General features: G+C 28.6%; 17 protein-coding genes and 1 riboswitch. All 17 genes read left to right on the top strand.

Annotated elements, in window-relative coordinates:
- Positions 1–15 precede the first annotated feature (15 nt).
- The 17 genes from BLS77_RS04225 to thiT all read left to right on the top strand — a co-directional run bounded on the left by BLS77_RS04225 (position 16) and on the right by thiT (position 14,905).
- On the top strand, positions 16–546 hold the full coding sequence (locus BLS77_RS04225; protein ID WP_089966170.1) for a cob(I)yrinic acid a,c-diamide adenosyltransferase: 531 nt from the start codon (positions 16–18) through the stop codon (positions 544–546).
- Positions 543–1,109, top strand: coding sequence for a bifunctional adenosylcobinamide kinase/adenosylcobinamide-phosphate guanylyltransferase (locus tag BLS77_RS04220; protein WP_089966168.1), 567 nt, complete (start codon positions 543–545; stop codon positions 1,107–1,109). Before BLS77_RS04225 ends, BLS77_RS04220 begins: the two co-directional genes overlap by 4 nt.
- 9 nt (positions 1,110–1,118) lie before the next feature.
- Positions 1,119–1,874 carry an adenosylcobinamide-GDP ribazoletransferase gene (locus BLS77_RS04215; protein ID WP_089966167.1) on the top strand — a complete coding sequence of 252 codons (756 nt, stop codon included), beginning with the start codon at positions 1,119–1,121 and terminating at the stop codon, positions 1,872–1,874.
- 13 nt (positions 1,875–1,887) lie between these two features.
- Positions 1,888–2,268: a bifunctional adenosylcobinamide kinase/adenosylcobinamide-phosphate guanylyltransferase gene (locus BLS77_RS04210; RefSeq protein ID WP_089966165.1), complete on the top strand. Its 381-nt coding sequence runs from the start codon at positions 1,888–1,890 to the stop codon at positions 2,266–2,268.
- Positions 2,261–2,917 carry a histidine phosphatase family protein gene (locus BLS77_RS04205; protein ID WP_089966163.1) on the top strand — a complete coding sequence of 219 codons (657 nt, stop codon included), beginning with the start codon at positions 2,261–2,263 and terminating at the stop codon, positions 2,915–2,917. Before BLS77_RS04210 ends, BLS77_RS04205 begins: the two co-directional genes overlap by 8 nt.
- Positions 2,918–2,942: 25 nt before the next feature.
- Entirely contained in the window at positions 2,943–3,878 is a 936-nt protein-coding gene (gene cbiB / locus BLS77_RS04200) for an adenosylcobinamide-phosphate synthase CbiB (protein WP_089966161.1), read from the top strand.
- Between the two features lie 32 nt (positions 3,879–3,910).
- Complete coding sequence (gene cobD / locus BLS77_RS04195) at positions 3,911–4,987, top strand: threonine-phosphate decarboxylase CobD (protein WP_089966159.1); 1,077 nt, start codon at positions 3,911–3,913, stop codon at positions 4,985–4,987.
- Positions 4,988–5,038: 51 nt separating this feature from the next.
- Positions 5,039–5,968 (top strand): ABC transporter substrate-binding protein, encoded by a 930-nt coding sequence (locus tag BLS77_RS04190; RefSeq protein WP_089966157.1) that lies wholly within the window; start codon positions 5,039–5,041, stop codon positions 5,966–5,968.
- Positions 5,937–6,980, top strand: a complete 1,044-nt coding sequence (locus tag BLS77_RS04185) for a FecCD family ABC transporter permease (protein WP_089966155.1) — start codon at positions 5,937–5,939, stop codon at positions 6,978–6,980. Before BLS77_RS04190 ends, BLS77_RS04185 begins: the two co-directional genes overlap by 32 nt.
- Before the next feature lie 11 nt (positions 6,981–6,991).
- Positions 6,992–7,750, top strand: a complete 759-nt coding sequence (locus BLS77_RS04180) for an ABC transporter ATP-binding protein (RefSeq protein ID WP_089966153.1) — start codon at positions 6,992–6,994, stop codon at positions 7,748–7,750.
- 70 nt (positions 7,751–7,820) lie between these two features.
- Positions 7,821–8,489, top strand: coding sequence for a Dph6-related ATP pyrophosphatase (locus BLS77_RS04175; protein ID WP_089966151.1), 669 nt, complete (start codon positions 7,821–7,823; stop codon positions 8,487–8,489).
- The gene (locus BLS77_RS04170) at positions 8,479–9,969 is read left to right on the top strand and encodes a cobyric acid synthase (protein ID WP_089966149.1); all 1,491 of its coding nucleotides are present in this window, start codon (positions 8,479–8,481) and stop codon (positions 9,967–9,969) included. The genes BLS77_RS04175 and BLS77_RS04170 overlap by 11 nt, the downstream gene beginning before the upstream one ends.
- A gap of 205 nt (positions 9,970–10,174) precedes the next feature.
- On the top strand, positions 10,175–11,767 hold the full coding sequence (locus BLS77_RS04165) for a Na/Pi cotransporter family protein (RefSeq protein WP_089966147.1): 1,593 nt from the start codon (positions 10,175–10,177) through the stop codon (positions 11,765–11,767).
- Positions 11,768–11,824: 57 nt separating this feature from the next.
- A riboswitch (TPP riboswitch) is annotated at positions 11,825–11,923 on the top strand.
- 111 nt (positions 11,924–12,034) lie between these two features.
- The gene (thiD, locus tag BLS77_RS04160) at positions 12,035–12,826 is read left to right on the top strand and encodes a bifunctional hydroxymethylpyrimidine kinase/phosphomethylpyrimidine kinase (protein WP_089966145.1); all 792 of its coding nucleotides are present in this window, start codon (positions 12,035–12,037) and stop codon (positions 12,824–12,826) included.
- Positions 12,827–12,837: 11 nt separating this feature from the next.
- Complete coding sequence (gene thiM / locus BLS77_RS04155; RefSeq protein ID WP_089966143.1) at positions 12,838–13,623, top strand: hydroxyethylthiazole kinase; 786 nt, start codon at positions 12,838–12,840, stop codon at positions 13,621–13,623.
- Positions 13,620–14,282, top strand: a complete 663-nt coding sequence (tenA, locus tag BLS77_RS04150; protein WP_089966141.1) for a thiaminase II — start codon at positions 13,620–13,622, stop codon at positions 14,280–14,282. Before thiM ends, tenA begins: the two co-directional genes overlap by 4 nt.
- Before the next feature lie 14 nt (positions 14,283–14,296).
- Positions 14,297–14,905, top strand: a complete 609-nt coding sequence (gene thiT, locus BLS77_RS04145) for an energy-coupled thiamine transporter ThiT (RefSeq protein ID WP_089966139.1) — start codon at positions 14,297–14,299, stop codon at positions 14,903–14,905.
- Positions 14,906–14,910 lie beyond the last annotated feature (5 nt).

Raw genomic sequence — 14,910 nt, 5'->3', positions numbered from 1 at the left:
GAGGAGGTAAAAATTATGGAAATAGGATTAATTCATATATATTGTGGAAATGGAAAAGGAAAAACAACAGCAGCTATGGGACTTGGTATGAGATGTGCAGGAAGAAAAAATAAGGTTCTGTTAACTCAGTTTTTAAAGGATAATAATACTGGAGAGCTTGTTTCAATAGAAAAATTAAATGAATATTTTCATGTAGTAAAAGGTGCTCCAATGAAGGATTGGTTTAATTGTTTAGACAAAGAAGGGCAAGAAGAAGTGATTAAGGAACATAGAGATAGATTTTTATCAATAACTAAGAAAGCTATAGATGAAAATTATGATTTACTTATATTAGATGAAACAATGGCTGCTTTAAACTATGGAGTATTAGAATTAGATACAGTACTAGAATTTTTGAAAAATAAGCCAAAAAATTTAGAAGTTGTTTTAACTGGGAGAAATCCAAATCAAAAGCTAATAGATATAGCTAACTACGTATCAGAAATAAATCCAATCAAACATCCTTTTGAAGAAGGAATTCCTTCAAGAATTGGTATAGAAATGTGATTTGTTTAGTAATTGGTGGAGCTAAAAGCGGTAAATCTATGTATGCTCAGAATCTTTCAAAAGAATTAGAAAATAAAGGCAGCAATTTGTATTATGTGGCAACTATGAGTCCTTATGATGAAGATGATCTAAAAAGAATAGAAAATCATTTAAAAGAAAGAGAAGGATATGGATTTCAAACTATTGAAGTACAAAGAAATATAGATAATATAATTAATAAAATAGAAAAAAATGATACATTATTAATTGATAGCTTAACTTCACTAGTTACAAATGAAATGTTTGTTTTAAATGAGTTTAATGAAAATATACAAAATAATATAATAATGGGTTTAAGAAATATTAGTAAAAATGCTTTAAATCTAGTTATGGTGTCAGATTATATTTCAAGTGACAGTATTACATATGATAGTTATACTGAAAATTTTAGAAAAGAGATAGGACTAGTTAATAGAAACGTAGCAATATTTTGTGATGTAGTTATCGAATGTGTATTTAATAATATAATTATACATAAAGGAAAAGATATATTAGAGAGTTACAGAATATCTAATGCAAATTGAAAGTTTGAGGTGAGTAAAATAGTAAACGGATTATTAATGGCCATAAGTATGTTTACAATAATTCCATTACCAAAGCATGAGTGGAATGATGCTGGAGCTAAACATATATTAAAATTTTATCCGCTAATAGGATTGATAGTAGGCGGATTTTGGTATGGTGTCTGCAAGTTACTAGTAGGTATAGATGCATCAATAATACTTATTTCAGCTCTAACAATGGTAACACCATTTATAATCACTGGAATGTTACATTTAGATGGGTATATGGATGTTTGTGATGCAATGCTATCAAGGCGTGATAAAAAAGAGAAAATAAGAATATTAAAAGACCCAAATACAGGAGCTTTTTCAGTAATAGCTTTAGCAATGTTATTTATAGTTAACTTTGCATCTACATATACAGTTATAGATAATGGATGGAACCTTATAGCATTAGTTTTAATACCCGTTATTTCAAGAAGCTTTATGGGTTTTTTGCTATTAACAAAGGAATCAATGCCAGAAAGCTCTCTTGGTTCATATTTTAAAAAGGGTACAGGGATAATAGATAAAATACTGTTACTTATATTTATATTAATACCATCAATAGTATTAATACTTATATTAGGTATTGAAGCCCTAGGAGTGCCTTTAGCAATGATTGGTATTACAATTATATTTGTTAATAATAGTTGTATGGAACTTGGAGGAATGTCTGGGGATATTGCTGGATTTGGACTTGTTATAGCAGAATCGATTGGTCTTTTAATAGTAGCACTAATGTAGGGGGAAGATTATAGTGATTTTAGTTTTTGGTGGAGCTTATAATGGTAAGCTCGAGTATGCTAAGGCAAAATATAATATAAAAGATGAAGAAATATTTTTTTGCAATGAAAAAGAATTAAATTATTCTAAAAAAATTATTTGCGGATTGCACAAATTCATTTATGAACTAGGCAAATATGGTGAAAATCCTTTAGATATTTTAAAAGAAAATATTAAAGAACTTGAAGATAAAATAATTATTTGTGATGAAATATCTAGCGGCATAGTACCTTTAGAAAAAAGTAATAGAATATGGAGAGAAGATACAGGTAGATGTTTACAGTACTTAACTAAAAATTCATGCACGGTAGTTAGAATATTTTGTGGACTTGAAATGGTTTTAAAAGATGTATAAGTTAGAAGTCTATTTAATAAGACATGGAAAAACAACTTGCAATGAAAAAAGACTTTATTGCGGGGTATCTGATATACATCTAAGTATAGAAGGGAAAAGAGAATTATTAGAATTTAAAGCTTTGAGTGATTCAAATAAATTAGAGAAATTAGATATATCTACAAGTAAATTTAAATATCCAAAATGTGAAAAATATTATACAAGCGGAGCGAAAAGAGCAAATGAAACATTTGAAATATTATATCCCAAAATAGAGTATGAAGTTATAAAGGAGTTCTTTGAATATAACTTCGGTGATTTTGAAATGAAATCCTATGATATGTTAAAGGAAAATCAAACATATATAAATTGGATTATGGATAAGGAAGGAAAAGTCACCGGATTTAATGGTGAAAGTAAATTCGAATATAGAGAACGAATTAGTAAAGCCTTTAAGAACTTTCTAAATCAATGTAGTCTAGAAAATTATAAATCAGTATTACTAGTTTCTCATGGTGGAACAATAGGCACTATATTAGAACTATTTTATAGTAATGAGAAAAGTTTCTATGAGTGGCAGCCAGAATGTGGCTTAGGATATAAGCTAACGGTTTTATGGGATAAGAAAGTTGATACCGTTAAAATAGAAAGTAATATCCAGTTAAAATAATAAAAAAGAAATATAGGGTGGAATAATGATAGAAATAACAATAGGTTTTATATTAGATTTTATAATTGGAGATCCACAAAATCCTTATCATCCAGTAAGGATCATAGGAACATTGTGTAAGTGGTTAGAAAAGATATTCAGAGCAGTATTTAAAAACTCACTTAAACTAGCAGGAGGATTTACTTGGATAATTGCAGTAATAGTGGTTTATGCAGTAAATTTATTACTTATAAAATTAGCCTTTTCATTTAATAATATAATTGGAATAACGCTAAGTGGAATTATAATATATTTTTGTATTTCAACAAAAGCATTAAAAATAGAAGGATTAAAGGTTATTAGCTATATAGTTAAAGATGATATAGGGTCTGCAAGAACTCAATTATCTTATATAGTAGGGAGAGATACAAAATCATTAGATAAAAAATCAATAATAAGAGCAGTTATAGAAACAGTAGCAGAGAATATGTCTGATGGTATAATTGCGCCATTATTTTATATAGGGATTGGTGGTGCGCCACTTGCCATGGCATATAAAGCAGTAAATACAATGGATTCAATGTTTGGATATAAAAATGAAAAGTATAAAGATTTTGGATACTTTCCGGCAAAATTAGATGACTTATTTAATTATATCCCCGCTAGATTAACAGGTATTTTTACAATAATAGTAGCGTTTATATTAAAAATGAATTGGAGAAATAGTTATAAAATTTACAATAGAGATAAAAACAATCATAGCAGTCCAAATAGCGCTCATCCAGAGGCTGCAGTAGCTGGAGCTTTAGGAATTAAGCTAGGCGGATCAAATTATTATTTCGGTAAAATAGTTGAAAAGCCAACTATAGGTGATGATTTAGACGAAATAAAAATAGATCATTTATATAAGACTAATAAAATACTTTATGGAGTTGCTATTTTTGGATACATATTAGCAATAGGTTTAAATTTAATTATATAAAAAAGTTTGCAAAGGTTTTGAGGTGAGATTATATGAGTAAAATAGTTCATGGTGGGAATGTAGAAGAAATATCAAGAAAATACAAAATAAATTCTGAAGAAATAGTTGATTTTTCTGCTAATATTAATCCCAGTGGATTAAATAAAAATGTTAAAAATGCCATGATTAATGCTTTAGATAAAATCGAAAAATATCCAGACATATCTTATTTTAATTTGAAAAAATCTATAAGCGACTATGAAAATATAGATATAAAGAACTTAGTACTTGGAAATGGAGCAGCAGAGGTGATTTTCAATATAATTAGGGGGTTAAAACCTAGAAAAGTATTGCTTCCAGCACCGACCTTTTCAGAATATGAAGAAGCTGTATTAAGTATAGACGGAAGTATAGAGTATTATCATTTGAAGGAAGAAGATAATTTTAAATTAAATAATGAATTAATAAACTCTTTAAATGAAAGCATAGATATGATATTTATATGTAATCCAAATAATCCAACAGGGGTTTTAACTAAAAATACTTTTATTGAAAAATTAGCAAAAAGGGGATTAGAAACAAAAACAACTATAGTTATAGATGAATCTTTTTTAGATTTTTTAAACTCAGAAGAAGAGTATACATCTAAAGACTTATTACAAAAATATGAAAATATTATAATTATAAAATCATTAACTAAATTTTTTGCAATGCCAGGAATAAGAATTGGTTATGGAATTTCTAAAAATGAAGAGTTTATTACTCTAATAAAGAAAGTTACAGTTCCTTGGACTGTAAATGTAGTTGCATCCGAAGGGACTATACAAGCTCTTAAAGAAGAAGATTATATAAGACACAGTATTGAGTACGTAGAAAAGGAAAAAAACTATTTATATAATAATTTAAAACAAATAAAAAACATTAAAGTGTTTAAACCATCAGTTAATTTTATTATGTTTAAAATTTTAAATAACTTAGATTTAAAGGAAGAGATGATGAAACACAGTATACTAATTAGAAGTTGTAGTAATTATGAAGGTTTGAATAGTAGCTTTTATAGAATAGCAGTAAGAACTAGAGAGGAAAACGAAAAAATTATTACTGCATTAAATTATAGTTTAGTAATATAATTTAATAAAGTTAAGAGAGCCCTAGATATATATACTAAGGAGGAATAATTAATGAAAAAGAAAGGTAAAATTTTATCACTAGTATTTGCAATGACTTTTACAACAATGTTATTTGCAGGTTGCACAGAGAAGATAATAACAAGGACAGATAGAGAGGGAACAGAGTTTACTGCACCTAAAGAGGTTAAGACTATAATATCAACAGCACCATCAAATACCGAGGTGTTAGTAGCACTTGGACTAGCAGATAAGTTAGTTGCAATCGATAAATATTCAGCAGATGTTGAAGGTGTTAATACAGATTTACCTCAAATTGAGTTTAGAAATCCAGATGCAGAAACATTAATATCTTTAGATCCTAATATTATAATAGCTTCAGGACACAACAAAGTTGGAGATAATGATCCATTTAAATTAATAAAAGAAGCTGGGATTCCAGTAGCATACATTCCAAGTAGCTACAGCATAGATGGAATATATGAAGATATAGAATTTATGGCAAGTATTACTGGAACAGAAAAAAAAGGAAAAGAAATAATTGAAGACATGAAAAAAGAAGTCGCTGAAATAAAAGCAATTGGAGATAAAATTACAGATAAGAAAAAGGTTTATTTTGAAATAGGAGCTGGTTCAAAATTAAGTAGTTTTGGTAGCGAAACTTTCTTAAATGAAATGATAGAAATAATTGGAGCAGAAAATATATTTAAAAATGAAAAATCTTGGATTTCTCCAAGCGCTGAATCAATAATAGATGCAAATCCGGATGTTATATTAGTAAATACACCTGGAAAAAATACAGCAGGAAAAACAGCTGTTGAAGATGTGAATAGCCGTGATGGATGGAATAGTATAAATGCAATAAAAGAAGAAAAAATATTTACTCTTGATAAAAATTCTTCATCAAGATCATCACAAAATATAATTAAAGCATTAAAGGAAATGGCTAGATATGTTTATCCAGAAGTATATGGAAACAAATAAAAATAAAAGGTTAATGATATTATCCATTCCTTTAGTATTTTTAATAATATGTATTGGAACTTCATCTGGGAGTTCCGATATTAGCATATTGGATAGTATTTCAGTAATAGGACATAAAATATTGGGAATTACATTAAGATCTGAAATAGATAGTAAAGATGTAGCTATTATATGGAACTTACGCCTTCCAAGGGTTCTTTTAGCATTTATAGTAGGGGGAGCCTTATCTGCTAGTGGAGCGGTTGTTCAATCGGTATTAAAAAATCCATTAGCATCACCATATACATTAGGTATATCATCTGGTGCTTCACTTGGTGTTGGTATTGTAATAGTAACAGGAGTTTCAATTCCATTGATTGGAAACTTAACGTTGCCACTTATAGGATTTATATGTAGTTTATTAACAGTTATATTAATATTAAAATTTGCTTCAAAGGTAGATAAAAGTCTTTCTAACAATACAATAATATTAGCAGGTCTTGTATTTTCATTGTTCTTTAATGCAATACTTACAACTATTACAGCATTATTTACAGATAAAATTGAAAGTATTACTATGTGGCAAATGGGTTCGTTTTCAATGAGAGGATGGTCATATTTAAAAGCAGGACTTCCATTTTTTATTGTAGGAGTTGTTGGGGTTATGATATATTCTAAAGAAATGGATGTATTAACATTTGGAGAAGAAGCAGCAAAATCAATAGGCGTGGATACAAAAAAAGTAAAAAAACGACTTTTTTTATTTACGGCCATTTTAACAGGAAGTGCTGTAGCGATAAGTGGTACAATTGGATTCATAGATTTAATTGCACCTCATATGGTAAGAAAAATATTTGGATCAAAACACTCATATGTAGTTCCAATGTCTATTGTTTTAGGTGGATCATTAATGATTATTACAGATTTGGTAGCAAGAACTATTATTATTCCCTCTGAACTGCCGGTAGGCGCAGTAACAGCGTTAATAGGTGCTCCATTCTTTGCATATCTTTATTTTAAAAAGTCAAAGTAGGTGATTTTAAATTGTTGGAAGTAAATAACGTAAGTTGTGGATATGATGGATTAAATGTAGTTAAAAATGTAAGCTTTAAAGTAAATAGAGGGGAAAATATTTGTATAGTCGGTCCTAATGGATGTGGTAAAAGTACTCTTTTAAAGTCAATAGCAAATTTAATTAACTATAAAGGAAATATATTGTTAGATTCAAAAGAAATAGGTGGCTTAAATAGAAAAGAGTTAGCTACTAAAATAGCACTTATGACACAATCAAGTCATATTCATTTTCCATATACAGTTTATGAAACAGTAGCTCTTGGAAGATATGCTCATTTAAAAGGAGTGTTTGCAACTCTTTCAGAAAATGATAATAATATTATAGTTAAGTGTATAGAAAATGTTGCTTTATTAGATTTGAAAAATAAATTAATAAATGAATTATCTGGAGGTCAGCTTCAGAGAGTATTTTTAGCAAGAGCTTTTGCTCAAGACCCAGAGGTTATTTTACTAGATGAACCAACAAATCATTTAGATTTAAGATGTCAAATAGATATTTTAGAGTATTTAAATAAATGGACAAAAGAAAATAATAGGATTGTAGTAGCAGTATTACATGATTTAAATCTAGTTCAAAGTTTTGGAGAATCAGTATTAATGTTAAACAATGGTGAAGTAGTTGCAAAAGGAATACCGAAACATGTTTTGGAAGAAGAAAAACTAAAAAATGTCTATGGTATTAATATTAAAACATTTATGTTAAATGTTTTAAGAAAATGGGAACAATAAAAAATTCTAATTAATTTAATATTCATAAAAATATGAATATAGTATATTGAAATTACGGAGGAGATAGAAAATGAGTAAAAAATTTATAATGTCATATAGTTGTGGTAAAGATAGCACACTTGCATTGAATAGAATGATAGAAAATGGACATACACCAGTAGCGTTATTAATAACGGTAGATAAAAATTTATGTAGATCATGGTTTCATGGAGTACCAGAAAATTTATTGCATAATGTATCAGAATCATTAAATATTCCACTTTTATTAGTGAAATGTGAAGGTGCTGAATATGCAGATGCATTTAAGAATACTTTATTACTAGCGAAAAATGAACTTGGAGTTGAGGCTTGTGTATTTGGGGATATTGATTTAGAAGCTCATAGAACTTGGTGCACAGATAGATGTAATGAAGTTGAAATTGAAGCTATATTCCCACTTTGGAATGAAGATCGCGAAGGGTTAACTCATGAATTTATAGATAGAGGATTTAAAACTGTACTTAAAAATGTAAAATTAGAATTTCTTAAAGAAGAATTTTTAGGAAAAATACTAACTAAGGAAGTAGTTAGTGATATAAAAGCAACTGGGGCAGATCCTTGCGGAGAAAACGGTGAATATCATACATTTGTATATGATGGACCACTATTTAAGTTTCCTATAAAATTTAAAACACAAGGAAATATAACTAATGGAACCCATGGTTTCTTAGATATAGTTGATGAAGACAATGGCAAATAAAGTAATGCTGCTTGGAACAGCATCTTCAGTTGGTAAAAGTACAGTAGCTACAGCTTTTTGTAGATATTTTAAAAATAAAGGGTTAAAGGTTGCCCCTTTTAAAGCTCTTAATATTTCTTTAAACTCATTTGTTACAATAGATGGTTTAGAAATGGGGAGAGCACAGGTGGTTCAAGCAGAAGCTTGTGAAATAGTTCCAACCGCATTTATGAACCCAATACTTTTAAAACCTAGTGGAAACTTAAAAACACAGGTTATACTTAATGGAAAAGTTCATTGTACTATGGATGCATATAAGTATAAAGAGTTAAATAAAGAATTAAGAATAGTTGCAAAAAATACTTTTTATAATTTAGAAAAAGATTATGAACTGATGGTTTTAGAAGGCTCTGGTAGCTGCGCTGAAATAAACTTGAAAGAAAGTGATATAGCAAATATGTCTATGGCTAAGATTTCAGATTCACCAGTGATTTTAGTAGCAGATATAGATAGAGGAGGCGTATTTGCTTCTGTTGTAGGGACAATAATGCTTTTAGATGAAGAAGAAAAAAATAGAGTTAAAGGTGTTATTATTAATAAGTTTAGAGGGAACATGGAGTACTTTAAACCTGCAATGAAACAATTAGAAGAAATAATTAAGATTCCAGTATTAGGAGCACTGCCCTATGCAGAATTTGATATAGAAGATGAGGATAGTGTTACAGACAGAATAAAAAATAAAGAAGCAAAAGGATTAGATATAGTAGTAATTAAGCTTCCTCATATGTCTAATTTTACAGATTTTAATTCATTAGAAAGATTAGAAGGAGTTCAAGTTAGATATGTTAAAGAGGTAAATGAAATTAAAAAGCCTCATGTTATAATAATTCCTGGAACTAAAAACACCATAGAAGATCTAAAAGCAATTAAATTAAATGGAATATTTGAAAAGATAAATAGTCTTAAAAAAGAAGGCATATTTATATTTGGAATATGTGGTGGATATCAAATGCTTGGAAAACTTATTGAAGATTTAGATGGTGTAGAGGGTGAAAAAACTAGTGAAGAAGGGTTTGGACTACTAGATATAAAAACTATATTTAATAAGGAAAAATTAACAAGACAGATTAAAGGGGTAGTTACAGTAAATAGTAATATTATTAAAAGTTGTAATGGCATAACTGTTAGTGGTTATGAAATACATAATGGAAAAACAATTAAAAGTAAAGATTCTAAAGTTTTTATAAATGATATAAATGGTGAAGTAGTAGGAGTATGTAGCACAGATGGAAAGATACTTGGAACTTATCTTCATGGGATATTTGATGAGGGTAACTTTGCTAAAGAATTAATTAATAATATAAAAGAATATAATGGTATAAAATTATATAATGAAGAAAATCTAGATTATGAAAAATATAAATTAGAACAATACGATAAGTTAGCAGCATTACTAGAAGAGAATATTGATATGGAAAAAGTAGAAGAAATAATATTTTAAATAAGTAAAGCACTAAAAAAAATGATAGACCAGCAAATTACTCTGTTATTTTTTAAAAAGTGCATAAGTATTGTAATATGTTATATTTTTATACTATTAAATAATAAATTTAACATAGAATTAACCTATTTAGTTGTAGAAAAATGATAAAATAATAAATGATATTATTTTATATTTAAATTACTTAAGATAGGAGAGATTTAAAATGATTAATTTTGAAACTATAATAGGGCTTATAGGGGGACTTGGATTATTCCTATACGGAATGAAACTAATGGGTGATGGATTAGAAAATGCAGCGGGAGATAAACTTAAAGGAATACTTGAAAAATTAACAAGTAATCGATTTATAGGAGTTATTGTTGGAGCGTTAGTTACTTGCGTAATACAAAGTTCATCTGCTACTACAGTTATGGTAGTTAGTTTCGTTAATGCAGGGTTAATGTCATTAATGCAAGCAGCAGGCGTTATTATGGGAGCTAATATTGGGACAACAATTACAGCCCAGATGGTATCATTTAAATTAGATGCAATAGCACCATTAGTAATTGGCGTAGCTGCAGTAGTAGTAGTTACTGCAAAAAAGAAAAAAACAAGAGATATGGCAAATATAGCTTTAGGGTTTGGTATATTATTTATGGGAATGGGGCTAATGTCAAGTTCAATGAAGCCTCTTGCCGACGCACAATGGTTCAAAGACTTTGTATTAGTTGTTGGTGAAAATAGATTTTTAGGCGTATTAGCAGGACTTGCTATGACTGCGGTTGTACAAAGTTCTTCTGCAACAACAGGTATATTAGTAGCTTTAGCAACAACAGGAGCAATTAATATGAATATTGCATTACCAATTATTTTTGGTTGTAATATAGGAACTTGCGCAACAGCATTGTTAGCGTCAATAGGAACAAATAAAACAGCAAAAAAAGCAGCGTTAATACATTTATTCTTTAATATTGGAGGAACTTTAATTTTCCTACCATTTATGGATCCGTTAATAAGACTAGTTGAAAGTACAGATTCTAATGTTGCAAGACAAGTTGCAAACGCACATACTATATTTAATATTACAGTAACTGTAATAATGTTTCCACTTGCAGGATATTTAGTTAAATTAGCAAACAAAATATTACCAGGTGAGGATGAAATAGAAAAAGAAGGCGCAATATATTTAGATAAAAAATCATTAAATATACCAATAGTAGCTTGTGATCAAGTTGCAAAAGAAACTGTAAGAATGGCAAATAAATCAAAAGAAAACTTAAAGCTTGCTATGAAGGCTTTTATGGAAAATAATGAAGCAGCTATTACAAAAGTTTATCATAATGAAAAGATAATAAATGCGCTAGAAAAAGATATAACAGACTATTTAATAGAACTTTCACAGCTTGAACTACCAGAAGCTGAAATAAAGACATTTGCTTCAACTTATCATGTAATCAATGATGTTGAGAGAATTGGAGATCATGCTAAAAATATTGCAGACTTAGCGGTAGAGAAAATAAATGGTAGAATTGATATCGGGGTAGAAGCAACTAATGAGTTAACTATAATGTATAATAAAACATTAGAGGCTTTAGATTATGCAATTAATATGTATGAGAAAAGAGAAATTGGAAATAAAAATAACATTGAAAAAAATGAGGAAGAAATAGATAAATTAGAAAAATCATTAAGAGGAAACAATATAGATAGATTAAATAATAAAGTATGTTCACCTAATTCTGGTATTATCTTTTTAGACATAATAAGTAATTTAGAAAGAATCGGAGATCATGCTAATAATATAGGAAAACTTTAATAAAAAAAGTTAAGTTGACAAAAACATCTATAAGTATATAATTAAATTAATAGAATAACTAATAGCTAGGGGTGCATTTTATGCTGAGAGATACTAGTATCGACCCTCGTACCTGATCTGGATAATGCCAGCGTAGGAAAGCTTTTTAAATATATCAATAAAGTATATTTATTAAATTTAACTATTTAAGCTACATCCAAATTTTGGATGTAGCTTTTTTGTATGTTAAATTGAATATAGTTTGAATCAAAGGAGGAGGAATGAAAATTGAGAAATTATAAAATACCCACATTAACAATAGCAGGATCAGATTCATCAGGGGGAGCAGGTGTACAAGCAGATTTAAAAACATTTAGTGCAATAGGAACTTATGGAATGAGCGTTATTACTGCAGTGACTGCACAAAGCACTCAAGGAGTATTCTTAGTTGAAGAGCTAAGTGAGGAAATAATTAAGAGACAAATAGAGGTAGTTTTTGATGATATTGAGCCTAAGGCAGTAAAAATAGGTATGGTATCAAGCCCTGAAATAATTAAGATAATAGTGGATACATTAAAAAAGTATAATCCACAATATTTAGTTGTAGATCCAGTTATGATTTCAAAAGGTGGATATTCATTATTAAAGCCTGAGGCAAAGAAGAATTTAATAGAATACTTAATTCCCATGGCATATGTAATAACTCCAAATACATTAGAAGCAGAAGAAATAACCGGAATAAAAATAAATAATTTAGATGATATGAAAGAAGCGGGATATAAAATATTAGAACTTGGACCTAAATATGTACTTATGAAAGGCGGGCACTTAGATGGTGATGCAGTAGATGTACTTATAGGACTGGATAAGTTTGAAGTGTACAGGGAAGAAAGATTAAATATAAAAAATACTCATGGAACAGGGTGCACCTTGTCATCAGCAATAACTTCATATTTGGCACTAGGAAAGAGTATTGATGAATCGGTAAAATTAAGTAAAGAATATATAACAGAAGCAATAAGAAATAGTTTTGATATAGGCAAGGGAATAGGGCCTGTACATCATTTTTATAAATTTTAGGAGGTGTAATTGTGTATAAATTAATAAACAAAGTAAAAGAAGTAAATCCTTTGGTACTTCATTATACAAATGAAGTTACTATTAATGATTGTGCTAATGCAACTTTAGCATTAGGTGGAAGTCCATTAATGAGCTATTCCTATGAAGAGGTAGAAGAAATAGTCAGTATTGCAAGTTCAGTAATTATAAATATAGGAACAATGAACTCTTCAAGATTGAATCTATTTATTGAAGCCGGAAAAGCTGCAAATAAATATAATAAACCAGTTATATTAGATCCCGTAGGCGTATTTGCAACAAAAACTAGATCTAATTTTATAAATGAATTATTAAATAAAGTTAAATTTGATGTTATAAAAGGAAATGTTGCGGAAATTAAATATATTGGAGGATTAGATTTTAAAGGAAAAGGGGTAGATTCTTTTGATGATGACGAGGATATATCTGAAATAATAAAGAAAATAGCAAAGAAGTTAGAGTGTATAGTAGTTGCAACTGGGAAAGTTGATACTATAACTGATGGAGAAAAAATAATAAAAATAAATAATGGAACATGTAAGCTTAAAAGTGTTACAGGGACAGGCTGCATGACTGGAAGCTTAATAGGGTGTTATATAGGTGCATGCGAAGATAAACTTAATGCAGTGGCCATGGGAGTGCTTACAATGGGATTAAGTGGGGAACTTGCAGATAGGGATAATATCGCAATTGGAACATTTAAAGTTAATTTAATGGATACTGTATTTAATATGAGTGAAGAAAAATTATTTGAATATGGAAAGGTAGAATTTATATGAAGTTTACAGATTATTTGTTTAAAGAAGTAAAAGAAATATGGGATAATTATTTAACGCATCCATTTGTAAAAGAGATGGGAGAAGGTACTTTAGATAAGGATAAATTCAAAAATTATCTTATACAAGATTATTTATATCTTAAAGAGTATTCAAAAATATTTTGTATAGGAATAGTTAAGGCTACAACAATGAAAGATATGAGATTTTTCTATAATTCTATAAAAGGTACCATGGATGATGAAACCACAGTTCATATAAAATATTTAGAAGGATTTGGTATGTCAGAAGGGGAAGTTGAAAACTGTGAGTGTAAATTAGTTACTTCAAGTTATACAAGCTATATGCAATCATTAGCATTAACAGGGGAATTAAAAGAAATAGTAGCTACTATAATGCCTTGTACTTGGAGCTACAGCTATATAGGAAAATATTTATTTAAAACATATGGAGAAAATTTAGAAAATAATTTTTATAAACCTTGGATAGAATCATATGCATCACAAGGATATACTGATTTTACAATTCTTTGGATAGATTATATTAATGAACTTTGTAAAGATTTAACAGAAGAGGAAAAGGAAAAATTAAAAAAGATATTTATAAACTCAAGTATTCATGAAATGAAATTTTGGGATATGGCTTATGAAAATATTAAGTAAAAGGATGTGATATTATGGTTAATGCTATTATTATATTAGTTAGTTTAATATTATTAAGTTTTTACTTAATTGATATAAAAAATAATAGAATAGATACAAAAAAAATTGTTATGGTAGGGATGACATGTGCAATATCATATATTTTATATATGATACCATTTATAAAATACCCACAAGGTGGAGGAATAACTCTACTTTCCATGATGCCAGTAATGATACTTTCTATATTATGTGGAAGACAATCTGGGCTAACAGCTGGATTAATATTTGGATTACTTAAGGTATTTGATGGAGCAATGATATTAAATCCAGCTCAATTCTTATTAGATTTTATATTTGCAACTATGGCACTAGGTCTTGCAGGAACCTTTGGAAATAATAAAAAGTATAAAGTAGTATATGGATGCATATTAGCAATTGTTGTATCCGTTTCTATAAGTGTACTTTCTGGAGTAGTTTACTTTGGGCAATTTGCCCCTCCAGGAATGAATCTGTTAGTATATTCATTATTATATAATGTAAGTAGTGCAGGAGTTGAAGGTTTAGTAGTTACAATTGTAATAGGTATATTACCACTAAATAGGCTAAATAGGGCAGTTAATAAAAAAGATCTGTATTATTAGAGGAG

Origin of the sequence: Clostridium gasigenes (assembly GCF_900104115.1) — a bacterium.
In the GTDB taxonomy this organism is placed as follows: domain Bacteria; phylum Bacillota; class Clostridia; order Clostridiales; family Clostridiaceae; genus Clostridium; species Clostridium gasigenes.
Note: the sequence above shows the minus strand (reverse complement) of the source record. Positions and strands in the feature narration are given on the sequence as shown.